The organism is Streptomyces sp. Inha503 (assembly GCF_047215865.1).
Classification (GTDB): domain Bacteria; phylum Actinomycetota; class Actinomycetes; order Streptomycetales; family Streptomycetaceae; genus Streptomyces; species Streptomyces lycopersici.
This window is the reverse complement of the sequence record NZ_CP178360.1, coordinates 8,422,953-8,445,781: the sequence shown is the minus strand read 5'-3', so window position 1 is coordinate 8,445,781 and position 22,829 is coordinate 8,422,953. Positions and strand designations below refer to the sequence as shown.

Genomic DNA, 22,829 nt, shown 5'->3' with positions numbered 1-22,829 from the left:
CATTCCCCACCCTCCCCCGGGGCTCGGTCCCCGCGGATCGCCGGGACCTCCCCGATCCCGTGCGTCCCCGCCCGCCCGACGTCCCGACCTCCCGACCGCCAGCCGACCCCCGCCGGACCGAGGAGCACCGCCATGACCGCTGTCGACTACACCGTGATCGTCGTCTATCTCGCGGGCATGCTCGCGCTCGGCTGGTGGGGGATGCGCCGCACCAGCTCCACCAGTGACTTCCTGGTCGCGGGGCGGCGGCTGGGGCCGCTGATGTACTCCGGGACGATGGCCGCGATCGTGCTGGGCGGCGCGTCCACCATCGGCGGTGTCGGGCTCGGCTATCAGTACGGGCTCTCCGGTGCCTGGATGGTCATCGCCATCGGCCTCGGGCTGCTGGCGCTGTCGGTCTTCTTCTCGGCGCGCATCGCCCGGCTCAAGGTCTACACGGTCAGCCAGATGCTGGACCTGCGCTACGGCGGCTCCTCCGGGCTGATCTCGGGCATCGTGATGTGGGCCTACACCCTGATGCTGGCGGTCACCTCGACCATCGCCTACGCCACCATCTTTGACGTGATCTTCGGTCTTGACCGGGTCGTCGCCATCGTGCTCGGCGGGGCGATCGTGGTCTGTTACTCGACGCTCGGCGGCATGTGGTCGATCACCCTCACCGACATGGTGCAGTTCGTGGTCAAGACGGTGGGCGTGCTGCTCCTGCTGCTGCCGATCGCGGTGGTGAAGGCGGGCGGCTTCGACGCGATGAAGGCCGAACTCCCCCACGGCTACTTCTCCCCCATGGGCATCGGCGGCCAGACCGTCTTCACCTATGTGCTGATCTACTCCTTCGGCATGCTGATCGGCCAGGACATCTGGCAGCGGGTCTTCACCGCCCGCGATGACCGGGTCGCCCGCCTCGGCGGCACCGCGGCCGGTACGTACTGCCTGGCCTACGCGGTCGCGGGCGCCGTCATCGGCACGGCGGCCAGGGTGCTGTACCCCAAGCTGGGCGCCCCGGACGACGCGTTCGCGACCATCGTCAAGGACGCCCTCCCGGTGGGCGTGAAGGGGCTGGTGCTGGCCGCCGCGCTGTCCGCGGTGATGTCCACCTCCTCGGGCGCGCTGATCGCCTGCGCGACGGTGGCCAACAACGACATCTGGGCCCGGCTGCGCGGCCGTACGCTCCGTACGGCCGGTGCCTCCCATGACGAGATCGGCGGCAACCGCGTCTTCATCCTCATCATGGGCGTCGCCGTGATCGGCATCTCCGTGGCGCTCAACGATGTCGTCGAGGCGCTGACCGTCGCGTACAACATGCTGGTCGGCGGGTTGCTGATGCCGATCCTGGGCGGGCTGCTGTGGAAGCGCGGCACGGGCGCGGGCGCACTGGCCTCGGTCGGTGTCGGCGGCCTCACGGTCATCGCGCTGATGGGGTGGAAGGGCATCCTCGCCAACGAGCCCATCTACTTCGGGCTGCTGGCCTCGCTGGTGGCGTATGTGGCGGTCAGCCTCGCCACCAAGCCGACGGACGCGGCGATCCTGGACGTCTGGCGGCGACGGCTGGCCGGTGAGCCCGCGGCCCCCGTCTCGGAGACCACCAGTCCGGCCACCGCAGGCGCCTGACACCGCGTCACGCTCGCTCTCTTCGATACACATCGTCAGAAAGGCACCAACCCATGCCCACCGCACAGCGCGCGCGTCACGGCGGCGATCTCGTCGTGGAGTCCCTCACCGCGCTCGGGGCGAGCACCGTGTTCGGGCTTCCCGGACAGCACGCTCTGGGGGCGTTCGACGCGCTGCGGCGGTCCGGGCTCACCTATGTGGGACTGCGGGTGGAGAACAACGCCGGGTTCGCCGCCGACGCCTTCGCGCGTATCACCGGCACGGTGGCGCCGCTGCTGGTGTCCACCGGGCCGGGGGCACTCATGACGCTCGCCGCGCTCCAGGAGTCGACGGCGGCGTCCGCGCCGGTCCTCGCCATCGGCAGCCAGGTGCCGACGGCGGGGCTGGGCGGCGGGCGCAAGGGCTATCTGCATGAACTCGTGGACCAGAAGGCGTCGTTCCGCGACGTGGTGAAGTCCGTCCACACGGTCCGCACCGCCTCCCAGATCCCCTCCGCGGTCGCCGCCGCCTGGGCCTCCGCGCTGGAGGCCCCCGCCGGGCCGGTGTGGCTGGAGATTCCGCAGGATGTGCTGCTCGCACCGGTCTCCGTGCCGCCGGTGACCTCGCTGCGGGCCGAGCCCCGGCCGCTGCCGCCCCGGCCGGAGCTGACGGTGGAGGCGGCGCGGCTGCTGAACGCCGCCGAGCGTCCGGTGATCCTCGCCGGGGGCGGAGTGGTGCGCGCCGGGGCGCGGCAGGAGCTGCGGGCACTGGCCGAGGCGCTGGACGCCCCCGTGGCGACGACCTTCGGCGGCAAGGGCGCGTTTCCATGGGAGCATCCGCTCTCGCTCCAGTCCTGGCTGGAGGACGCGCACACCACCGAGTTCCTGGAGGACGCCGACGTCCTGCTGGTCGTCGGCTCCGGACTCGGTGAACTCTCCTCCAACTACCACACGTTCAGCCCACGAGGCCGTCTCGTACAGATCGAGGCCGACCTCGGCAAGCTGGAGTCCAACCATCCGGCGCTCGGCATCCACGCCGACGCCCGCGAGGCGCTGGCCGCCCTCACCGAGGCCGTGACGCCCCGCCCGCCGGGCACGGCGGCCAAGGCCGCGGCCGGGCTGCTCACCCGGGTGCGGGAGCGGATCGACGCGCAGGGCCTTGAGCTGGAGCGGCGGGTGCTGGACGCGGTGCGAGACGCGCTGCCCGATGACTCCCCCAGCTTCTGGGACATGACGATCCTCGCCTACTGGGCCTGGTCCGCCTTCGATCCCCGTGCGGGCGCCCTGCACTCGGCGCAGGGCGCGGGCGGCCTCGGCTACGGCTTCCCGGCCGCCCTCGGGGCCGCCGCCGCGGACCGCGGGCGGCCGGTGCTGGCCGTGTCGGGCGACGGCGGCGCCATGTACTCGATCGCCGAACTCGCGACCGCTCATCAGTACCAACTCCCCATCACCTGGCTGATCGTGGACGACGGCGGCTACGGCATCCTGCGCGAGTACATGACGGACACATTCGGCGAGGCGGCCGCCACCGAGCTGTCCCGCCCGGACTTCGTCGCACTGGCCGAGTCCTTCGGCGTCCCGGCGGTCCGTACCACACCCGAGCGGCTGCGCGCGGACCTCGCCGGCGCCCTGGCGGCCCCCGGGCCGTCGGTCGTGGTACTGCCCGCGCTGCTGCGGATGTTCGCGCCCACCCACCTCGACCGGCTCACCGACGGCGGCCCCGACGGCGGCCACGGTCCCGATGGCGGGCCCAGTCCCGATCAGCGCCGACCGGACGGGCCCAGTACCGATCAGCGCTGATCGGAGCCCGACCTCGATCAGGGCTGATCGGAGGAAATGGGGGCCACCCGCGCCGAGCCTGGGCGCGGGCCCCGACCCGAGTCCTTACCGTGCCAGTGACCCATTGGCTCCGCGCTCGTTCCCCCAACCGGGGGAATGAGACGGTCGCAGGTAAGGCGAGGTGCTCGGGATGGTGGCTCCGCCGGACGACGACATGCTCGCGGCACGCACCGTGTCGTACGCCTACGGCGGCTCGCCCGCCCTCATCGGGGTCTCCCTCGGCGCCCGGAAGGGTGAGATCGTCGCCGTCACCGGTCCGCGCGGCTGTGGCAAGACCACTCTCCTCGCCTGTCTGGCGGGCCAACTCGTCCCGGACGGCGGGGAGGTGTGGTTCAAGGGCGTGCCCGTGCACAGCCTCCCTCCACTCGGCCTCGAACGGCTGCGGCGCGAGCACTTCGGCTGGATCGGCACCGAACCCCAGCTCGTCCCCGAGCTCACCGCCTGGGAGAACGCGGCGCTCGCCCTGATGCTGCGCGGCACCGGGCGGCGCACCGCGAAGAGCGCCGCGTGCGAATGGCTGGACCGGCTCGACATCGGCGACTGCGCCCGGGCACGGCCCGCCGCACTGCTCCAGTCGCAGCGCCAGCGGGTCGCGCTCGCCCGCGCGCTGGCCGCCGGACCCAGTGTGCTCTTCGCCGACGAGCCCACCGCCCCGCTGCACCAAACCGACCGCGCCCAGATGCTGCGCACCCTCACCTCGGCGGCCCGCTCCCACGGCATCACCGTGGTCCTCGCGACGCATGACCAGGAGGTGGCCACCCTCGCCGACCACACCGTCGCCCTGCTCGACGGGCGCAGGATGGGCTCGGACCCCTCCGGGGCGGAAGGCAGGGCCGCGTGCTCAGCCTCCGCCTAGCCCGCGGCGCCCGCCCGTCGGTGCTGCTGCGGCGGTCGCTGGTCACCGTCGCGGCGGCGGGCGCGAGCTTTCTGCTGCTGAGCGCCCTCGGGTTCGCCTCGGGCCATCCGGATGACCCGCAGGGAGCGGTGGGGCGACTGCTGTGGTGCCTGGTACCGCTGGCCGCGACCGTCCAGCTGGCCATCGCCGTGGGCCGCGCCGACCCCAGCACCGGCCCTGGCCCCGGTTTCGCGGCGGCCGGAGTCGGTCCGGCCCGGGCGGCGCTGCTCGCGGCGGTCTCGATGGCGGCCGCCTGTGCGCTCGGCGGAGTGCTGGCGCTGCTGGTCTTCCTGCATCTGCGCGGCGATCTCGGCTCCTGGCTGGACTGGGCCGGAAGCGGGACGGCCGGTCGGCAGCTCGGCGGCGACCGGTCGCTGCCCTTGGCCGGTACGGTCACGCTGCTCGCCGTCGTCCCCGTGGTGGTGGGCGCGGCGTGTGCGGCCGGGCTGTGGCCCCGGCAGCCGAGGGCGGTGCACCAGCCGGTCCGCGGACCACGGGGCGCCCGCCGCCCGGTGGCCCCAGTCCGGGCCACCGTTGTGACGGGGCCGGTCGCGCCCCGGCCCCACCGGGCCGCCTCCGGACTTCCCTGGGGCATCGCCCTGACCGCGGCCGGACTCGCCCTCCAGGCGTACGCGAGCGGTGACGCACCCCCGCTCCCCGACGCCCTGCTCGCCGTGCCCGGCCGGCTCGGCGGCAACCCGCCCGGTGTGGTGGGCGGTTGGGCGCTGGCGGCGCTCGGGCTGGTGCTGGCCGGACCCGGCCTCACCCATCTGTGCGGCAGGCTGCTGGCCGTCGGCCGGCCGGGCGTGCTGCGGCTGCTGGCCGGGCGGATGCTCCAGCAGGAGGCCGGGCTGATCGGACGCCCGGTCGGCGCGCTGTGTGCCCTGGCCACCGCCGGATTCACCGTCCTCGAACTGTATGGAAGGGCCTCCGGGCCGTCCGGCGCCCATGCCTTCGGCCCGCTCACCGGTCTGGGCGCGGCCCTGGTCGCCCTGTGCGCCGCTGCCACGACCCTGACCACGGTCGTGGAAGCGAGGAGCGCGCGCGAGCGCACGACGGCCGCCCTCGTCCGCCTCGGCGCCCCGGCCCGGCTGCTCCGCGGGGCGGCCGCGCTGCGCGCGACGGCGCTGCTGGCGCTCCTGGTGCCGCTGGTGTGGGTGGTGGCGCATCTCACGGCGATGCCGTTCCACCGCTGAAATTCCCGGGTGTCGGTGTTCATGCCGGGATTGTGCGGCGAAGCGGCCCGGTCACGATCGCCACAATCCACAGCCCCCTACCTCCGGTGTGATTAGCATGTCGGCGTGCAGGAACCAGACCGGGAAATAGAGTCCATCGAGGAGTTCGACCAGGTCGTCGCCCGCGGCACCCTGGCCGGGTTCCGGGTCCAGTCCGTGGACCTGACAGGCCGTACGGCCGCGCTCCTCTCCACCGACACCAGCGAGTCCGTCTTCCTCGGCTGCCCGATGGAGACCGAGGCGGCGGCGAAGGTCCGGGCCGGGGGCGCGCTGGTGTTCCCGCCGGTGCCGGATCTGCCGTTCGACCCGTATCGCGGCACCCTCTACTCCCCCGCGGAGCTCTTCGAGGGCCTCACCGAACACGGTTACGTGCGGACGCCGGACGCGCTCGCCTACGCCTGGTTCCAGCGGACCAAGACCGACGGCGACATCTTCGCCTCGATGCTGCGCTCCATCCACGACGACGCGGTCTCCGACGCGCTCGACGAATTCCTCGTCGGGACGCGGGTGGTGGGCGTCATGGGCGGTCACGCGCTGGAGCGCGGCTCCGACGGATTCGCGGGCGCCGCACGGCTCGGCCGGGCCCTGGCGCGGACCGGCCTCACGGTCGCGACGGGCGGCGGGCCGGGCGCGATGGAGGCCGCGAACCTCGGCGCCTACGCGGCCCCGCACGAGGACGCGGTGCTGGACGAGGCGCTCGAACTGCTCGGCAAGACGCCCTCCTTCCGGCCGTCCATCGGGGACTGGGCCGAGGCCGCCTTCGCGGTTCGCGAGCGCTGGCCGGACGGCGGGGCGTCGGTCGGCATCCCCACCTGGTTCTACGGGCATGAGCCGCCGAACGCGTTCGCCTCGCACATCGCCAAGTACTTCGCCAACGCCACCCGTGAGGACGGGCTGCTGGCGCGCTCGACCGCGGGCGTGGTCTTCCTGCCCGGCGCCGCCGGGACCGTCCAGGAGATCTTCGACAACGCGACGCCGAACTACTACGAGTCGCGCGGTGAGCCGACCCCGATGGTGCTGGTGGACCGGGACCACTGGACCCGGCGGCTGCCGACCTGGCCGCTGCTCGAGGCGCTCGCGGAGGGACGGTCCATGAAGGCCCGTATCGCTCTGGTGGACTCGGTGGACGAGGCACCCGAGGCGCTGCTGTCGATGCTGGGCTGAACCGGCGCCGAGGAAGCGCTGAGTACCAGGCGAGGCGTACCAGCGGAGACCAGGGGGCCCGGTGTCAGGGCTCGGGGTCCAGGAGCACCACGTCGGCCGGGTCGATGACCGCCCCGACCCGGGCCCCCGCCTCCGGGGCGTCCCGCAGGGCGCAGGACGCCTCCAGACGCGGCGCGGCCGGGTCCGACAGCCGCAGGATGAGCGCCACATGGTCGCCGCGGAAGGTGCGCGCCGCCACGGTGCACGCCAGCCCCTCCTCGGGGTCCGTCAGCCGCACCCCGGCGGGGCGGACCAGCAGCCTGCCGGGGCCCGGCCGGGAGCCGGGCGGCACGGGCAGCTTGCCCCATACGGTGTCGGCGACCTCGCCGTGCACGATCGTCTCGACCACATTGTCGAAGCCGAGGAACCGGGCGACGAACTCGGTGGCGGGCCGCTGCCACACCTCCAGCGGCGTGCCAGTCTGGGCAATCCGGCCGTTCTCCATCACCACCACCCGGTCCGCGAGCGCGAACGCCTCCCCCTGGTCGTGGGTGACCGCGAGGACGGTGGTGCCCAGCCGTTCGAAGAGCTCGCGCAGCTCCACCACCAGCCGCTCCCGCAGCCCCCGGTCGAGCTGGCCCAGTGGCTCGTCCAGCATCAGCAGCTTGGGTCGCGGGGCAAGCGCGCGGGCGAGCGCCACCCGCTGCTGCTCACCGCCGGAGAGCGAGTCGACGGGGCGGCGCTCGGCGCCCGGCAGCCCCACCAGCTCCAGCAGTTCGGCGACCCGGCGATCCGCCTCCGCGCGGCCCACCTTGCGCATCCGCAGCCCGAAGGCGACGTTGCCGCCCACGTCCCGCTGCGGGAACAGCTGGTGGTCCTGGAACATCAGCCCCACACCGCGCCGGTGCGTGGGCACCCCGCTCTGGTCGCGTCCGGCGAGCCAGACCCGGCCGGTGTCGGGGCGCCGCAGCCCGGCCACCACGCGCAGCATGGTGGACTTGCCGCTTCCGCTCGGCCCCAGCACAGAGACCGTCTCGTGCTCGGCGACCTCCAGGTCCACGGAGGCCAGCGCGTCGTGCCGGCCGAACCTTACGGTCACCTCGTCCAGTCGCAGCAGCGTCATTCAGAACTCCCCGGAACGGTCGGTGCGGATGCGCTCGAGCGCCAGCAGCGATCCGGCGCAGACCAGCATCAGGATCGTGCTCAGGGCCATCGCCTGCCCGTAGGTGAGCTGTCCGGCCCGGCCCAGGAAGCGGGCGATGGCCACCGGGAGGGTCGGATGGTCGGGGCGCGCGATGAAGACGGTCGCCCCGAACTCGCCCAGGGATACGGCGAAAGCGAAGCCCGCCGCGACCGCCACGGCCCGTCCGACCAGCGGCAGGTCCACCTCCCGCCAGACCCGCCACGGGGACGCCCCGAGCACGGCCGCCGCCTCCCGGAGCCGGTGGTCCACCGCCCGCAGCACCGGCAGCATGGTCCGTACGACGAAGGGCACGCCCACCAGGGCCTGGGCGAGCGGCACCAGGACCCAGGAGGCGCGCAGATCCAGCGGGGGCTCGTCCAGGGCGATCAGGAAGCCGAACCCCACGGTGATGGCCGAGGTGCCCAGCGGCAGCATCAGCAGCGCGTCGAAGCCCCGCACCAGCCTGCCCGCCTTACGGGTGAGCGCCGCGGCGGCGAGACCGCCCACGACGAGGGCGAAGACGGTGGCGACCGCCGCGTACCACAGGGAGTTCCCGACGGCCTCCATGGGAGCCACGAAGAAGGTGCCCCCGCTGTCCGCGGCCGACCGCAGCGCCTCGTAGTAGGTGAACCCGTAGCCGTCCGGTCCGTTCAGCGAGCGCTCCACCAGCACCGCGAGCGGTGTCACGATCAGCAGCGCGACCACCGCCAGCACGCCCCACAGCAGCGCCCACTGGGCCGGGCCCTTCGGGCGGTGCGCGGTGCGGCCCGGGTCGACGAGCCGCAGGGCGCTCTCGCGGCGCCTTACGGTCCACGCGTGCAGGGCCAATACGGCGGCGACAGCGGCGAACTGGACGAGGGTCAGCACCGCGGCCGTGGGGAGGTCGAGCAGTTGCGCGGTCTCCCGGTAGATCGCCACCTCCAGGGTGGCGTAGCGGGGGCCGCCGAGGATCTGGATCACGCCGAAGGAGGTGAAGGTGAACAGGAAGACCATCAGCGCGGCCGCGGCCACGGCCGGGGCCAGGGCGGGCAGCGTCACCCGGCGCCAGGACGACAGCCGGCTCGCGCCGAGTACCCGCGCGGCCTCCTCCTGGCGCGGGTCGAGCTGGGCCCACAGCCCGCCCACGGTCCTGACGACGACCGCGTAGTTGAAGAAGACGTGGGCCAGGAGGATCGCCCAGACGGAGGTGTCCAGCCGCACCCCCCACAGCTCGTCCAGCAGCCCGCCCCGGCCGAGCAGTGCCAGGAAGGCCGATCCGGCGACGACGGTCGGCAGGACGAACGGCACGGTCACCACGGCCCGCAGCAGCCCCTTGCCGGGGAAGTCGAAGCGGGCGAAGACATACGCGCCGGGCAGCGCCACCGCGAGCGTGAGGGCGGTTGACGCGACCGCCTGCCAGCAGGTGAACCACAGGACGTCCAGCGTCGCCGGATCGGTCACCACCTCGGCGATCCGGCCGAACCGCCACCGCCCGCCGACGCGCAGCCCCCGGGTGACGATGGCGGCCACGGGATAGGCGAAGAAGACCGCGAAGAAGGCGAGCGGCACCGCCATCAGGGCGAGCCGGAGGGCGATCGCACGACGGCCGCCGCCCTCGCCCGTATCGGCCTTACGGTGGCCGTCGGCCTTCTTACGGTTCTCGCGGGGCTCTACAGGACCAGCGAGGACCATGTCTTGACCCACGGCTCACGGTTCTTGGCGATCTTCTGCGGCGTCAGGGTGGCCGAGTCGCCGATCCTGACCCCGTATCGGGTGAACAGCTCCGGCAGCTTGGCGTCCTCGCGCGCCGGGTTGACGTACATGTTCAGCGGGACGTCCTCCTGGAACCGCTTGCTCAGCAGGAAGTCCAGCAGCGCCTTGCCGCCCTTGGTGTTGCCCGCGCCGTTCAGCAGCCCGGCGAACTCCACCTGCCGGAAGCAGGTGCCCGTCGCCACCCCGGTGGGGGCCTCCGCGGGCTTGCTCTTGGCGTCGGCCACCTCGGCGGGCGGGCTGGAGGCGTAGGAGACGACGAGCGGCCGGTCGCCCTTGCCGCCGCCCGCAGAACCGGAGAACCGGTCGTAATACGCCTGCTCCCAGCCGTCGACGACCTCGACGCCGTTGGCACGCAGCTTCTTCCAGTAGCCCTTCCAACCGTCGTCGCCGTACTTCGCGGCCGTGGCGAGGAGGAAGCCGAGACCGGGGGACGAGGTGGCCGCGTTCTCGGTGACCAGGAGGTTCTTGTAGGCGGGCCTGGTCAGATCGTCCAGCGTCCGGGGCGGCGTCAGCTTCTTGTCGGCGAAGTACTTCCGGTCGTAGTTGACGCAGATGTCGCCGAAGTCGACGGGAGTGACGCGGTGCTCGGCCCGGTCGAGCTGAAGGGCCGCCGGGACCTTGTCGAGCCCCTTCGCCGTGTAGGCGGTGAACAGGTCGTTGTCGAGCGCGCGGGAGAGGAGCGTGTTGTCGACACCGAAGAACACATCGCCCTGGGGGTGGCCCTTGGACAGGATCGCCTGGTTGACGGCGGCTCCGGCGTCGCCTCCGGCCTGCACGCGCACCTTGTAGCCGGTCTCCTTGGTGAACTCCTTGAGGACCGCCTTGGAGGCCGCGAACGAGTCATGCGTGACCAGGGTGACCGTCTTGGAGTCCGAGCCGCTCTTGGTGTCCTCGCCGCAGCCGACGAGCGCGCCCAGGGCCACTGAGCCGAGGAGGGCGGCCGAGATGGCACGCCGAAGCTGACTGTTCATGGTGATGCTGACTCCCTACGCCGGTATGACCCGGATCAGGTCCGAGGGTCTGCGGCCGTGCCGCACTCTCAGCGCTCTGAGCGCTCCCCTGTCGGAATGTTCACTTGTACGGATGTTCGCTTCTATGACGACCGCATGATGCGACGATGCCAGGCACCGTATCAGCCGGTGCTCAGCGTTCCGAAGCCGCCAGCTGCCCGCAGGCCCCGTCGATCTCCTGGCCCCGGGTGTCCCGGACCGTCACCGGCACCCCATGGGCCTCCAGGGCCGCCACGAACGCCTTCTCGTCCTCGGGCCGGGACGCCGTCCACTTGGAGCCCGGCGTCGGGTTGAGCGGGATGAGGTTCACATGCACCCGGTGGCTCTTGAGCAGCCGGCCGAGCAGATCGGCGCGCCACGCCTGGTCGTTGATGTCCTTGATCAGCGCGTACTCGATGGAGATCCGGCGGCCGGACTTCTCCGCGTACTCCCACGCGGCGTCCAGGACCTCGCGCACCTTCCAGCGGGTGTTGACCGGCACGAGGGTGTCGCGCAGCTCATCGTCGGGGGCGTGCAGCGACACCGCGAGCCGGCACTTGAAGCCCTCGTCCGCGAACCGCAGCATCGCCGGTACGAGGCCGACGGTGGAGACGGTGATACCGCGCTGCGACAGGCCGAGCCCGTCGGGCTCGGGGTCGGTGAGCCGGCGGATGGCGCCGACGACGCGGTTGTAGTTGGCCAGCGGCTCGCCCATGCCCATGAAGACGATGTTGGACAGCCGGGCCGGGCCACCGGGGATCTCCCCGTCGCGGAGGGCCCGCATCCCGTCGACGATCTGGTGCACGATCTCGGCGGTGGACAGATTCCGGTCCAGCCCCGCCTGCCCGGTGGCGCAGAACGGGCAGTTCATCCCGCAGCCCGCCTGTGAGCTGATGCACATGGTGACCCGGTCCGGGTAGCGCATCAGGACGGACTCCACGAGCGTGCCGTCGAACAGCCGCCACAGCGTCTTGCGCGTGGTGTCGTCGTCACAGCTGATGTGCCGCACCACGCTCATCAGGTCCGGCAGCAGCCCGGCGGCCAGCTTCTCGCGCGCGGCGGCCGGGATGTCGGTCCACTGAGCGGGGTCGTCGGCATAGCGCGCGAAGTAGTGACGCGACACCTGACCTGCCCGGAAGGGCTTCTCCCCGAGGGCGGCGACGGCCTCCCGGCGCTCGGCGGGCGTGAGGTCGGCAAGATGCCGCGGGGGCTTCTTGGCCCCACGCGGCGCGACGAAGGTGAGTTCTCCGGGCTTAGGCATGGTTTTCCCAGTGTCGCAGACGTACGAAGGGCCCCGCGCCGGGAGTGGCGCGGGGCCCGTGGGCGGGCGCGGTCAGCCGCCGCCCACGAAGATCACCAGCAGCAGCCACACCACCGGCGCGGTGGGCAGCAGCGAGTCGAGCCGGTCCATGATCCCGCCATGGCCGGGCAGCAGCTTGCCCATGTCCTTGATGCCGAGGTCGCGCTTGATCATGGACTCGCCGAGGTCGCCGAGGGTCGCGCTGACCGCGGCGGCGAGGCCGAGCAGCAGGCCCTGCCACCAGACGCCGTCGTCGATGAGGTACTGCATGCACAGCGCGCCCGCGACCATCGCGAAGGCCACCGCGCCCAGCAGCCCCTCGCGGGTCTTGCCGGGGCTGATGCGCGGGGCCAGCGGATGCTTGCCGAAGCGCCAGCCCACCGCGTACGCCCCGGTGTCGCTGACCACGGTCAGCAGCAGGAAGGTCAGGACCCGCCACGGGCCGTCGTCGGTGTCAAGCATCAGCGCCACGAAAGTGGCCAGAAACGGCACGTAGAAGGCGGCGAAGACGCCCGCGGTGACGTCCCTGAGGTAGTTGTCGGGCGGCTCGGTCATCCGCCAGACCAGCACCGCGAGCGCCGTGAGGGCGACCGCCACCACCGCGCCCTGGGCACCGCGCACATAGCCGGCAACGACCATGGCGACCCCGCCGACGGCGAGCGGCACCAGGGGGACCCGGATGTCCTTGCGCTCGGCCAGACGCGAGGTCAGCTCCCAGAGCCCGACCACCACCGCGACCGCCACCACGCCCACGAACACGGGCTTGTAGATGAAGAGCGAGGCCAAGATGATCACACCGAGGCCGATGCCCACCCCTATCGCGGCCCGCAGGTTCCGGCCCGCGCTCTTCTTGCCCTGTCCGGTGCCGGGCGCGCCGTCGGCGGAGGCCGGGTCGGGCGCGGGCTCGGGGGGCGTCGGCCGGCGCCCGGCGGGCTGCCGGGGACCGGGCTGCGGCTCCCGCTCGTCGCGGAAGAGGGGGCCGCTCAGCCGAGCGGCCCCCCGGTCACGGTCGGCGGCCTCGCCGGAGTCGCCGCCTGCGTGGGGCACGGTGGGCATGGGGCGAGTTTGCGCCGCCTCACCCACCTCGTGCGCGGGACCCGCCGAAGAAGTGGGCACCTCCCAGCCATAGCCAGGGGAGGTGCCCTGGCGGCCAGGTCCCCGGAGTCCGGCGCTTGGTGGGGCCCCCCAGGAAGAGTCGTTCATCAGACCTCGAGCAGCTCGGCTTCCTTGTGCTTGAGCAGCTCATCCACCTGCGCGACATACTTCGCCGTGGTGTCGTCGAGCTCCTTCTCCGCGCGGCGCCCCTCGTCCTCGCCGACCTCGCCGTCCTTGATCAGCTTGTCGATGGACTCCTTGGCCTTGCGGCGGACGCTGCGGATCGAGATCTTCGCGTCCTCGCCCTTGCCCTTGGCGACCTTGATGAACTCCTTACGGCGCTGCTCGGTGAGCTCGGGGAACACCACACGGATGATGTTGCCGTCATTGCTCGGGTTGACGCCCAGATCGGAGTCCCGGATCGCCTGCTCGATATTGCGGAGCGCGGTCTTGTCGAACGGCGTGACCACGGCCATCCGCGGCTCCGGCACCGAGAACGACGCCAGCTGATTGATCGGCGTCAGCGCACCGTAGTAGTCCGCCACGATCTTGTTGAACATCGCCGGGTGCGCACGCCCGGTGCGGATCGCGGCGAAGTCCTCCTTGGCGACCACAACGGCCTTCTCCATCTTCTCCTCGGCCTCGAGGAGGATCTCTTCGATCACCACTTGCTCCTGGTGTTATCAGTAAGCAGAGCCTCGCCCCTGCGTGCGTCTTCTCCTGCACGGTGTCCGACCGGCAGGCCGTTGTCCATCCCCCGTTCGAGCCGTCAGGCCCGGGAGCCCTGGTCGCTCACCAGCGTGCCGATCTTCTCACCCTTCACCGCACGCGCGATGTTTCCTTCGGCCAGGAGCTCGAAGACGAGGATGGGCAGCTTGTTGTCCCGGCAGAGCGTGATCGCGGTGGCATCCGCGACCTTGAGGTCCCGAGTGATCACCTCGCCGTACTCCAGGGCGTCGAACTTCACCGCGTCGGGGTTGCGGGCGGGGTCGGAGTCATAGACCCCGTCCACGCCGTTCTTGCCCATGAGCAGGGCCTGCGCGTCGATCTCCAGCGCTCGCTGGGCCGCGGTGGTGTCCGTGGAGAAGTACGGCATACCCATACCCGCGCCGAAGATGACCACACGCCCCTTCTCCAGATGGCGCACCGCACGCAGCGGAATGTACGGCTCCGCGACCTGGCCCATGGTGATGGCGGTCTGGACGCGGGAGTCGATGCCCTCCTTTTCCAGGAAGTCCTGGAGGGCGAGACAGTTCATGACGGTTCCGAGCATGCCCATGTAGTCCGAGCGGGCCCGGTCCATACCGCGCTGCTGAAGCTCGGCACCGCGGAAGAAGTTGCCGCCGCCGATGACGATGGCGATTTCGGCACCGTCCCTGACCACGGCGGCGACCTCGCGGGCGATGGCGTGCACGACATCGGGGTCGACACCGAGTCCCCCGCCTCCGGCGAACGCCTCGCCGGACAGCTTCAGCAGGAAGCGACCGTGTGGGGCCGCGCCGTGCGCCCTCTTGTCATCGGCGGCCTGTTTGGCGTCCGCGCCGTGATTCATTGGAGATCTCCTCGTGCACATACGAAGAAGGCCACTGCCGGACGGGTCCTGTTACGACCTCTGCGGCAATGGCCTCCTCGTCACATCTGCGGCCGACCGGTCGACGGTTGGCTGCCTACGACCCTATCGGGGTCGCCGGTCATTCGCTGCTCGGCTCAGACGCCGACGCGGAAACGGGCGAAGCGCTTGAGCGAGACACCGGCCTCGTCCAGGACCTTCTGGACGGACTTCTTGTTGTCCTTGGCGAACGGCTGGTCCACCAGCACGTTCTCCTTGAAGAAGCCGGTGACGCGACCCTCGATGATCTTCGGCAGGGCGCCCTCGGGCTTGCCCTCCTCGCGGGCGGTGGCCTCGGCGACCCGGCGCTCGTTCTCGACCGTCTCGGCCGGGATCTCGTCGCGGGTGAGGAACTTCGGGGCGAAGGCGGCGATGTGCTGCGCGACGTCCTTGGCGACCGTGGCGTCTTCCTTGTCCAGCTCGACCAGGACGCCCACCTGCGGCGGCAGGTCCGGGCTGGTGCGGTGCATGTACGCCGCGACGAAACCGCCGGAGAACTGCGCGAAGCGGTCCAGGACGATCTTCTCGCCGAGGGTCGCGTTGGCCTCGTCGACGAACGCCTGAACGGTCTTGCCCGCCTCGATCTCGGAGGCCAGCAGGGCCTCCAGGTCGGCCGGGGAGGTCTTGGCGACGTGGGCGGCGATGGCGTCGGCGACGGCCACGAACTTGTCGCCCTTGGCCACGAAGTCGGTCTCGCACTTCAGCTCGACCAGCACGCCGGAGGACTTGTCGTCCGCGATGAGGGAGACGACGGCGCCGTTCTCGGCGCTGCGGCCCTCACGCTTGGCCACGCCCTTCTGGCCCTTGACGCGCAGGATCTCGACGGCCTTGTCGACGACGCCCTCGGCCTCGTCCAGCGCCTTCTTGCAGTCCATCATGCCGGCGCCGGTCAGCTCACGGAGCTTCTTGACGTCAGCGGCGGTGAAGTTCGCCATGATCTGTGAATCTCTTCTCGAAAGTCGAAAGCTCTACGGGTGAACGGCGGGGGCGGCGCCACCGGCACCGTCCCCCGCCGTCATACACCGTCTGAGTGACGTCTGAGTGGTCAGCCCTGCTCGGTGCCCGCGGCGGGGGTCTCGGCGGGCTTGGCGTCCTCGGCGGGCTTGTCCGCGACGGCCTCGGCGGGCTTGGCGGCGTCCTCGGCGGGCTTGTCCGCAGCGGCCTCAGCCGGCTTGGCCTCGCCCTCGTCGGCCTTCTTCTCGCCCTCGAGCAGGTCGCGCTCCCACTCCGCGAGCGGCTCGCCCGCGGCCTTGTCGGCCTTCTCGTCACCGGTGGCGACACCGGAACGGGCGATGAGGCCCTCGGCGACGGCGTCGGCGATCACCCGGGTGAGCAGGGTGACGGAGCGGATCGCGTCGTCGTTGCCCGGGATCTTGTAGTCGACCTCGTCCGGGTCGCAGTTGGTGTCGAGGATCGCGACGACCGGGATCCGGAGCTTGCGCGCCTCACCGACGGCGATGTGCTCCTTCTTGGTGTCCACGATCCAGACGGCGCTCGGCACCTTCTGCATCTCGCGGATACCGCCGAGGGTCTTCTCCAGCTTGGCCTTCTCACGGGAGAGGACCAGGAGCTCCTTCTTGGTGAGGCCGGAGGCGGCCACATCCTCGAAGTCGATCTGCTCGAGCTCCTTCAGGCGCTGAAGGCGCTTGTAGACGGTCGAGAAGTTGGTGAGCATGCCGCCCAGCCAGCGCTGGTTGACGTACGGCATGCCGACGCGGGTCGCCTGCTCGGCGATGGCCTCCTGCGCCTGCTTCTTGGTGCCGACGAACATGATGGAGCCGCCGTGGGCGACGGTCTCCTTGACGAACTCGTAGGCGCGGTCGATGTACGACAGCGACTGGAGCAGGTCGATGATGTAGATGCCGTTGCGCTCGGTGAAGATGAAGCGCTTCATCTTCGGGTTCCAGCGGCGGGTCTGGTGCCCGAAGTGGACGCCGCTCTCCAGCAGCTCCCGCATCGTGACGACGGCCATGGCCGTACTCCTTGAGGTACTCGGTTCCACGGCGGCCGGGCGGCCGCCGCTCCTGACGTCCCGGCGCGCCTGCCACGGACGGGGCCCTTTCGGGGGTCGTCCGAGGACCGAGGGGCGCGGCCACCGAGCTGACCGATGCGCGATCGGAGCACCGGTGGCGGGGCGTGCGAAGTCGATCCGGTGACCCGGATCGCCATAAGAAGTGTACGGGACCGGTGCGGTGCCGGGTGACGGCGTTATCCACAACCCGTGAGTAGTCCCCCGATTCCGTCCATGATCCCCCCGTTCCGGGCCGCCCGGCCATCGTGGGGGCATGCGAAGGCTTGTGGTGGGGCGGACTCTTGCCCTGGTGATTCTTGTGCTGTCGGCGCTGTCGGCACTGTCGGTGCGGCCAGTGCTGTCGGTGCCTGCGGCCTCTCTTCCGGTGTCACCTCCTTCGGCGGTACGGGCCGCGGCGGAGCCGCGCGCGGCGCCTGCTTCGCGCGCGGCGCCGGAGCTGGGGACGAGGCCGAGCGGGGAGCGGTCCAGGCCGGGCGGGGAACGGTCAACGCCTGGCGGGGAGGGGTCAACGCCTGGCGGGGAGCGGTCGTGGCCGGTCGACGGTGCGCCGGGCGCGGTGCGGCCTGCCGTGCTGAGGGGCTGGCGGCCGCCCCCGGCGCCCTGGGCGGCGGGGCACCGCGGGGTCGACCTCACGGCACGTCCGGGCGAGCGGGTCCGAGCGGCGGGCCCGGGGCGGGTGAGCTTCGTGGGCCCGGTCGTGGGCCGTGGTGTGCTGGTGATCGAGGTGTCCGGGACCGGCTCCCCTCCCCTGCGGACCACCTACGAACCGGTGCGCGCCACGGTGGCCCAGGGGGAGCGGGTGACCGCCGGGCAGGTGGTCGGCGTGGTGGCGCCCGGGCCCTTCCACTGCCGGTCGGGCTGTCTGCACTGGGGGCTGCGGCGCGGGGACCGCTATCTCGATCCGCTGTCGCTGCTGCCGCCGTCGATGCTGCGGGGCGGGCCGTCCCGGCTGCTCCCGGTGTTCGGGGTGCGCGACGCGCCCACGCTCTCCGGACTCGCCTCCCCCGCCGGGAACACCCGGCTGCCGACGGCCGCGGCGCTGGTGGCGGCGTCCCTCTGGGCCCGGATCCGGCTGGGCCGCCCGAGTCGGTCCGGTCGGCCCGGATCGCCCGGTCGTCCGGGCCGCGCCCCCGCGCGCCCGCGGGGGCAGTGGAAGGGCCGGGCGGTCAGCCCCGGACGCCGCGCAGGGCCATGGCCACGGCCGCCTCGGTGATCCGCTCGGGATCCTCGGCCGCGCCCAGCTCGATGCGCCGGACCGCGGCGTCCACGACGCCCTGGAGCAGCACGGCCGAGAGCCGGGGCTGCTCATGACCGAGGGTCGCGAGGGCCTCGACCACCATGGCGATCAACCCGCCATGGGCCGCCCGGATCTTCTCCCGCGCGCCCGCGTCCAGCTCACCGGCGGAGATCGCCACCACCGCGCGGTGCCGGCGGTCGCCGACGAGTGCGAGCTGCCGGCGGACATACGCCTCGATCTTCGCCTCGGGCCCGTCGGCCCGCTCCATGGCGGCCTCGACCTCGGCGGCCCAGACCGGGAAGTCCACGGCGCACAGCTCCTCGACCACGGCGGCGCGGGAGCGGAAGTACTCATAGACGGAGGACCGTGCGAGTCCCGTGCGCTCGGCGAGGGCGGGGAAGGTCAGCGCCTCCGTACCCCCCTCGGACAGCAGGGTGCGGGCGGCCTCCAGCAGGGCCGCGCGCTGCATCGTCCGGTGCTCGGCCACTGAGGCCGCTCGAATCCTGGGCACCCGACCACTCTACGGAAGAGGTCGCCCGGAGGGCGATGCCGGAGGGACGATTCAGCGCCCGACGTCGGCGAGTTTCGCCCGCAGCTGGAGCACCGACTTGGTGTGGATCTGGCTGACCCGGCTCTCGGTGACGCCGAGCACCTGGCCGATCTCGGCGAGCGTGAGCCCCTCGTAGTAGTAGAGCGTGACCACGGTCTTCTCCCGCTCCGGAAGGGTGTTGATCGCCCGGGCAAGCAGCCGCCGCAGCTCCCGGTCCTCGGCCACCTCGACGGGGTTGTCCGCCGCGGTGTCCTCGAGGGTGTCCATGAGGCTGAGCCGGTCACCGCCCTCGCCGCCGACGTGCAGCAGCTCCTCCAGGGCGACCACATTGGCGAGCGACAACTGGCTGAAGACGCCGTGCAGTTCCTCCAGGCTGATGCTCATCTCGGTGGCCACCTCGGCCTCCGAGGGAGTGCGGCGCAGCTGGGCCTCCAGCGTTGCGTACGCCCGCTCCACGGCCCGGGCCTTCTGGCGGACCGACCGCGGGATCCAGTCCAACGCCCGCAGCTCGTCGATCATCGCGCCACGGATCCGGGTGATCGCGTAGGTCTCGAACTTGATGGCGCGCTCGGGGTCGAACTTCTCGATGGCGTCGATGAGTCCGAAGACCCCGGACGAGACGAAGTCCGCCTGTTCGACATTGGAGGGCAGCCCGACGCTGACCCGGCCGGCCACATATTTCACCAGCGGTGAGTAGTGCAGGATCAGCTGCTCCCGCAGCCGGCCGTCGCCCGTGGTCTTGTACGACCGCCACAGCTCGTCGAGCGATGAGGGCGCGGCAGGGCGCACCGCGCCGCGGGCCGCGGGCGGCGCCGCGCTGTCAGACCCGGAGATGTGCTGGGGCATTCGTCGCCTTGAGCCGTTCTGCCATGACATGGGTGAGGACGTACGCTTCCGCCGGAAACCTTGTGAGCGTAGCGTGACTGAGGCGTCGCGGTATGCGAAGGGCGTCGGCTCGGCGGTGTGCGGATACGGTCATCGCCTCAACCCTTTCACCCGATTGCCCCGATTCGGGGGATCGCCTCGCCGTGCGCCGTCGCTCCGGCGCACGGGCGGGACCAACTCCCATCGATCGCCATGACGTTCGACAAAGCCCAGGGCGAGCAGTTCATGGAGCCGCCCCAGGGCCTCGTCGCAGCCGGTCCCGGATTCCCGGGCCACATCCCGCAGGCGGTTGCCGCCCCGTGCCGACAACGCTTCCAGCACCCGTGCCGTCACGGGATCGAGCAGGTCCCGCTCGACCAGTGGCCCCCGCCGCTCCGGGGCGAGGTCTCCGATGCCGCCGATGAGCTCGGCCACTTCGGCGGCGTCGGTGACCAGGACGGCCTCGCCGCGCAGCAGTTCATGCACACCGGCCGAGAGCCCGCTGGTCACCGGTCCTGGCACCCCCATGGTGGACCGCCCGAGCTGTTGTGCCCGGCGCGCGGTGACCAGCGATCCGCTGCGGTACTGGGCCTCGACCACGACCGTGCCGCGGGTGAGGGCGGCGATGACCCGGTTACGGAGCACGAATCTGGGGCGCGTCGGATGCGCCCCGGGTGGCAACTCGGCGAGCACCAGGCCCTGTTCCGCGATGCGCTCGATCAACTCGGTGTGCGCCCGCGGATAGGGGACGTCCACACCTGAGGCGAGCACCGCGATGGTGGCCCCACCCGCGGCGAGCGCCCCTCGGTGAGCCGCGCCGTCCACACCGTGGGCCGCCCCGGAGACCACCACCCAGCCCCGCTCGGCGAGCCCTGTGCCGAGGGACGCCGCGACATACGCGCCGTAGTCGCTACAGGCCCGCGCGCCCACCACGGCGACCGAGCGCAGCGCCCACATCCGCAAGTCGGCCCGACCGCGCACCCATAACCCGACCGGGCGAGCGTCACCGAGATCGTCGAGCTGACCGGGCCAGTCCAGATCCCCGGGACAGATGAACCGTCCGCCGCACCGGGCGATCAGGGCGAGGTCGGCGACCGGGTCCACCCCGGCCGCCCGGAGGGCACACCCGGCCAGCCGCTCCCCGGTGGCCCCGGGCGGTGGCCCGCCCTTCCCGGTGAGCGCCCGCCACAGCGCCACCGGCCCCATACGGCGCAGCCAGCGCCCCACGGTCTCGTCCCCGGGCTCCACGAGCCGGGTGAGCGCCGCCCGTGCCAGCCGCTCCTCCTCCGGGACGCGCCGCCGCTCAGCGAGCTCCTGCCCGTCGTCCGGGGTGGCCCGTTCCCCGAGGAGCTCCTGCCCCTCGACCGGGACGCCCCGCCCCTCGGGCGGTCCCTTCCTCTCATCCGGGACACCCCGCCCCTCCGGGAACGCCTGCCCCTCGTCCCAGCCGCCCTGCCCCCGCCCAGACTCCGAGAACAGGGCGGGAACGGCGCCGCGACCGGGCGTCCAAGACGCCTGCATCAGCACTCCCCCGCCGGGATCGGCACCCCACGGCTGATCCCGGTGCGCAGCTGTAGCGCCTCGGCGATGTCCGGCGCCATGGGCCGGTCGTGTCCGGCCAGGTCGGCGACGGTCCAGGCGACCCTCAGCACCCGGTCGAGCCCCCGGGCGGTGAGCAGCCCGCGCTCCATATCGCGCTCGGCCTCGCGCAGCGCACCGGGGGACGGCTGCCAGCGGGTGCGCAGCTCATGGCCCGGCACCTCGCTGTTCAGCCGCCAGGGGGTGCCGTGGAGCCGGGCGGCGGACCGCTCCCGGGCCTCCTGGACCCGGGCCGCGACGGACGCGCTGCTCTCCGCCCCGGCGCGCGCCCCGGTGAGCTCGGTCCGGCTCACCGCCTCGACGCGGACCCGCAGGTCCACCCGGTCCAGCAGCGGTCCGGACAGCCGTGCCTGATAGCGCCGGACCGTGGCGGGTGAGCACTCGCAGACGTCGCCCATCAGACCGTGGCGCCCGCAAGGGCAGGGGTTGGCCGCCAGCATCAGCAGGAAGCGCGCCGGCATCCGCATCATCCCGGCGGACCGGGCGACCACCACATGCCCCGACTCCAGGGGCTGCCGCAGGGCGTCCAGCGCCTTCCCGCTGAACTCGGGAGCCTCGTCCAGGAAGAGCACTCCACGGTGGGCGAGCGAGACCGCGCCGGGTCTCGGCAGGCCGTTGCCCCCGCCGACGAGCGCGGCCATGGTCGCCGAGTGGTGCGGGGCGCAGTACGGCGGGGTCTCCACCAGGGGCTGCCCCGGTGGGAGGACCCCGGCGACCGAGTGGACCGCGGTGACCTCCAGGGCCTCCTGCTGGGTGAGCGGCGGCAGCAGTCCGGGCAGCCGCTCGGCCAGCATGGTCTTCCCGGCACCTGGAGGCCCGTTCAGGAAGAGGTGGTGCCCGCCCGCGGCCGCGACCTCCAGGGCGGTGCGCGCGGCCCGCTGCCCGGCGACCTCGGCCAGATCGGGCCGCCCCGGCCCGGCCCCGGGCACCGCGGCGACACCGGTACCCATACCGGCGCCGGGCACGGTGAGCCCCGCCAGCATCGGATCGGGACGGCCCAGCTCCTGGGGCTCCTCCTCCTCGGGCACCGGCTCATCCGTCAGCACCGCGATCAACTGGCGCAGGCTCCGCACACCCAGCACCGAGACGCCCGGCACCAGGGCCGCCTCCGCCGCCGTCTGCTCGGGGACCACGACCTGGCGGTAGCCCGCCTCGGAAGCGGCGAGCACGGCGGGCAGTACCCCGCGGACCGGCCGCACCCGGCCGTCGAGACCCAGCTCCCCGATCATCATCAGATCGGCGATCTCACGTGGGTCCACCCGCTCGGCCGCACCCAGCACCGCACAGGCCACGGCAAGGTCGAAGCCGCTGCCGCCCTTGGGGACGGATGCCGGGCTGAGCCCGACCGTGAGCTTCTTCTGCGGCCATTCACCGCCGGAATTGACCACGGCCGCGCGGACCCGGTCCCGGCTCTCCACCAGGCTCTTGTCGGGCAAACCGACCAGGGTGAAGGCGGCCACTCCCGGCTCCAGATCGGCCTGGACCTCCACCACCACGCCCTCGACCCCGACCAGCGCCACCGAGCAGGTGCGGGCGAACCCCATCAGGCCACCCCTCGCACATGCTCGACCACGGGCGCGCCCCGGCGGGGCAGCACCACCCCCACCACATCGATCCGCACCCCGCCCGGCGGCGGGCCGCCGTGCCGCTCCAGCCAGCGCTCCGCCAGCCACCGCAGCCGCTCGGTCTTGTCCGGTCCGACGGCCGCCATCGGATGCTCATAGCCACTCTCACGGCGCGTCTTGACCTCGCACACCACCAGCGCCCCGGCGTCGAGCGCGACGATGTCGATCTCGCCGTCCCGGCATCGCCAATTGCGCTCCAGGACGGTCATCCCGGCTTCCGCCAATGTGCGGACCGCCACACCCTCGCCGTAGCGGCCCAGGGCTCCTCGGGCGTTCATTCGGCACCACCTCCGGCA

The 22,829-nt window shown here is 72.3% G+C and carries 20 protein-coding genes and 1 riboswitch; of the genes, 6 read left to right on the top strand and 14 right to left on the bottom strand.

The window, feature by feature from the left end:
* Positions 1–132: 132 nt before the first annotated feature.
* From ACJX2R_RS35970 to ACJX2R_RS35950, 5 genes are all read left to right on the top strand, one after another.
* On the top strand, positions 133–1,608 hold the full coding sequence (locus tag ACJX2R_RS35970; protein ID WP_413103486.1) for a sodium:solute symporter: 1,476 nt from the start codon (positions 133–135) through the stop codon (positions 1,606–1,608).
* Positions 1,609–1,661: 53 nt separating this feature from the next.
* Complete coding sequence (locus tag ACJX2R_RS35965; RefSeq protein WP_413103485.1) at positions 1,662–3,386, top strand: thiamine pyrophosphate-binding protein; 1,725 nt, start codon at positions 1,662–1,664, stop codon at positions 3,384–3,386.
* A 169-nt stretch (positions 3,387–3,555) separates the two neighbouring features.
* Positions 3,556–4,281, top strand: a complete 726-nt coding sequence (locus ACJX2R_RS35960; protein ID WP_413103484.1) for an ABC transporter ATP-binding protein — start codon at positions 3,556–3,558, stop codon at positions 4,279–4,281.
* Positions 4,263–5,516, top strand: coding sequence for a hypothetical protein (locus tag ACJX2R_RS35955; RefSeq protein WP_413103483.1), 1,254 nt, complete (start codon positions 4,263–4,265; stop codon positions 5,514–5,516). Before ACJX2R_RS35960 ends, ACJX2R_RS35955 begins: the two co-directional genes overlap by 19 nt.
* Before the next feature lie 105 nt (positions 5,517–5,621).
* Positions 5,622–6,719 carry an LOG family protein gene (locus ACJX2R_RS35950; RefSeq protein WP_262703922.1) on the top strand — a complete coding sequence of 366 codons (1,098 nt, stop codon included), beginning with the start codon at positions 5,622–5,624 and terminating at the stop codon, positions 6,717–6,719.
* A 64-nt stretch (positions 6,720–6,783) separates the two neighbouring features.
* Here ACJX2R_RS35950 and ACJX2R_RS35945 read toward each other — a convergent pair whose 3' ends face one another.
* The 9 genes from ACJX2R_RS35945 to rpsB form a co-directional block, all read right to left on the bottom strand.
* Entirely contained in the window at positions 6,784–7,821 is a 1,038-nt protein-coding gene (locus ACJX2R_RS35945; protein WP_413103482.1) for an ABC transporter ATP-binding protein, read from the bottom strand.
* On the bottom strand, positions 7,822–9,435 hold the full coding sequence (locus tag ACJX2R_RS35940; RefSeq protein WP_413106022.1) for an ABC transporter permease: 1,614 nt from the start codon (positions 9,433–9,435) through the stop codon (positions 7,822–7,824).
* 95 nt (positions 9,436–9,530) lie between these two features.
* Positions 9,531–10,604 carry a thiamine ABC transporter substrate binding subunit gene (locus ACJX2R_RS35935; RefSeq protein WP_413103481.1) on the bottom strand — a complete coding sequence of 358 codons (1,074 nt, stop codon included), beginning with the start codon at positions 10,602–10,604 and terminating at the stop codon, positions 9,531–9,533.
* Positions 10,600–10,704: riboswitch (TPP riboswitch) on the bottom strand. (Overlaps the previous gene by 5 nt.)
* Positions 10,705–10,776: 72 nt before the next feature.
* Positions 10,777–11,883, bottom strand: coding sequence for a 23S rRNA (adenine(2503)-C(2))-methyltransferase RlmN (gene rlmN / locus ACJX2R_RS35930; protein WP_413103480.1), 1,107 nt, complete (start codon positions 11,881–11,883; stop codon positions 10,777–10,779).
* 72 nt (positions 11,884–11,955) lie between these two features.
* Entirely contained in the window at positions 11,956–13,125 is a 1,170-nt protein-coding gene (locus ACJX2R_RS35925) for a phosphatidate cytidylyltransferase (RefSeq protein WP_262703918.1), read from the bottom strand.
* Complete coding sequence (frr, locus tag ACJX2R_RS35920; RefSeq protein ID WP_030834259.1) at positions 13,125–13,682, bottom strand: ribosome recycling factor; 558 nt, start codon at positions 13,680–13,682, stop codon at positions 13,125–13,127. Before frr ends, ACJX2R_RS35925 begins: the two co-directional genes overlap by 1 nt.
* A 104-nt stretch (positions 13,683–13,786) precedes the next feature.
* Positions 13,787–14,569 carry a UMP kinase gene (pyrH, locus tag ACJX2R_RS35915; protein WP_413103479.1) on the bottom strand — a complete coding sequence of 261 codons (783 nt, stop codon included), beginning with the start codon at positions 14,567–14,569 and terminating at the stop codon, positions 13,787–13,789.
* Between the two features lie 155 nt (positions 14,570–14,724).
* Entirely contained in the window at positions 14,725–15,561 is an 837-nt protein-coding gene (gene tsf, locus ACJX2R_RS35910) for a translation elongation factor Ts (protein WP_262703917.1), read from the bottom strand.
* A gap of 110 nt (positions 15,562–15,671) precedes the next feature.
* Entirely contained in the window at positions 15,672–16,598 is a 927-nt protein-coding gene (gene rpsB / locus ACJX2R_RS35905) for a 30S ribosomal protein S2 (protein WP_413103478.1), read from the bottom strand.
* A gap of 616 nt (positions 16,599–17,214) precedes the next feature.
* On the opposite strand from rpsB, the gene ACJX2R_RS35900 reads away from it, so the two are divergent.
* On the top strand, positions 17,215–17,871 hold the full coding sequence (locus ACJX2R_RS35900; RefSeq protein ID WP_413103477.1) for a murein hydrolase activator EnvC family protein: 657 nt from the start codon (positions 17,215–17,217) through the stop codon (positions 17,869–17,871).
* On the opposite strand, the gene ACJX2R_RS35895 is transcribed toward ACJX2R_RS35900, so the two are convergent.
* The 5 genes from ACJX2R_RS35895 to ACJX2R_RS35875 all read right to left on the bottom strand — a co-directional run bounded on the left by ACJX2R_RS35895 (position 17,825) and on the right by ACJX2R_RS35875 (position 22,811).
* Positions 17,825–18,364, bottom strand: coding sequence for a TetR/AcrR family transcriptional regulator (locus ACJX2R_RS35895; RefSeq protein ID WP_044581329.1), 540 nt, complete (start codon positions 18,362–18,364; stop codon positions 17,825–17,827). The two genes, ACJX2R_RS35900 and ACJX2R_RS35895, sit on opposite strands and share 47 nt — an antisense overlap.
* Positions 18,365–18,457: 93 nt before the next feature.
* Complete coding sequence (gene whiG, locus ACJX2R_RS35890) at positions 18,458–19,291, bottom strand: RNA polymerase sigma factor WhiG (protein ID WP_262703915.1); 834 nt, start codon at positions 19,289–19,291, stop codon at positions 18,458–18,460.
* A gap of 129 nt (positions 19,292–19,420) precedes the next feature.
* Positions 19,421–20,830, bottom strand: coding sequence for a DNA-processing protein DprA (gene dprA, locus ACJX2R_RS35885; protein ID WP_413103476.1), 1,410 nt, complete (start codon positions 20,828–20,830; stop codon positions 19,421–19,423).
* Positions 20,830–22,452, bottom strand: coding sequence for a YifB family Mg chelatase-like AAA ATPase (locus tag ACJX2R_RS35880; RefSeq protein ID WP_413103475.1), 1,623 nt, complete (start codon positions 22,450–22,452; stop codon positions 20,830–20,832). The genes dprA and ACJX2R_RS35880 overlap by 1 nt, the downstream gene beginning before the upstream one ends.
* Entirely contained in the window at positions 22,452–22,811 is a 360-nt protein-coding gene (locus ACJX2R_RS35875) for a YraN family protein (RefSeq protein ID WP_413103474.1), read from the bottom strand. The genes ACJX2R_RS35880 and ACJX2R_RS35875 overlap by 1 nt, the downstream gene beginning before the upstream one ends.
* Positions 22,812–22,829 lie beyond the last annotated feature (18 nt).

Bases quoted from the DNA above. Each gene is read 5' to 3' on its own strand.
- whiG (WP_262703915.1), bottom strand. From the start codon at position 19,291: ATGCCCCAGCACATCTCCGGGTCTGACAGCGCGGCGCCGCCCGCGGCC.
- dprA (WP_413103476.1), bottom strand. From the start codon at position 20,830: ATGCAGGCGTCTTGGACGCCCGGTCGCGGCGCCGTTCCCGCCCTGTTC.
- ACJX2R_RS35970 (WP_413103486.1), top strand. From the start codon at position 133: ATGACCGCTGTCGACTACACCGTGATCGTCGTCTATCTCGCGGGCATG.
- ACJX2R_RS35925 (WP_262703918.1), bottom strand. From the start codon at position 13,125: ATGAACGACTCTTCCTGGGGGGCCCCACCAAGCGCCGGACTCCGGGGA.
- ACJX2R_RS35940 (WP_413106022.1), bottom strand. From the start codon at position 9,435: ATGGCGGTGCCGCTCGCCTTCTTCGCGGTCTTCTTCGCCTATCCCGTG.
- ACJX2R_RS35895 (WP_044581329.1), bottom strand. From the start codon at position 18,364: ATGCAGCGCGCGGCCCTGCTGGAGGCCGCCCGCACCCTGCTGTCCGAG.
- ACJX2R_RS35965 (WP_413103485.1), top strand. From the start codon at position 1,662: ATGCCCACCGCACAGCGCGCGCGTCACGGCGGCGATCTCGTCGTGGAG.
- ACJX2R_RS35880 (WP_413103475.1), bottom strand. From the start codon at position 22,452: ATGGGGTTCGCCCGCACCTGCTCGGTGGCGCTGGTCGGGGTCGAGGGC.
- ACJX2R_RS35945 (WP_413103482.1), bottom strand. From the start codon at position 7,821: ATGACGCTGCTGCGACTGGACGAGGTGACCGTAAGGTTCGGCCGGCAC.
- ACJX2R_RS35960 (WP_413103484.1), top strand. From the start codon at position 3,556: ATGGTGGCTCCGCCGGACGACGACATGCTCGCGGCACGCACCGTGTCG.
- ACJX2R_RS35875 (WP_413103474.1), bottom strand. From the start codon at position 22,811: ATGAACGCCCGAGGAGCCCTGGGCCGCTACGGCGAGGGTGTGGCGGTC.
- rpsB (WP_413103478.1), bottom strand. From the start codon at position 16,598: ATGGCCGTCGTCACGATGCGGGAGCTGCTGGAGAGCGGCGTCCACTTC.
- rlmN (WP_413103480.1), bottom strand. From the start codon at position 11,883: ATGCCTAAGCCCGGAGAACTCACCTTCGTCGCGCCGCGTGGGGCCAAG.
- tsf (WP_262703917.1), bottom strand. From the start codon at position 15,561: ATGGCGAACTTCACCGCCGCTGACGTCAAGAAGCTCCGTGAGCTGACC.
- ACJX2R_RS35935 (WP_413103481.1), bottom strand. From the start codon at position 10,604: ATGAACAGTCAGCTTCGGCGTGCCATCTCGGCCGCCCTCCTCGGCTCA.
- pyrH (WP_413103479.1), bottom strand. From the start codon at position 14,569: ATGAATCACGGCGCGGACGCCAAACAGGCCGCCGATGACAAGAGGGCG.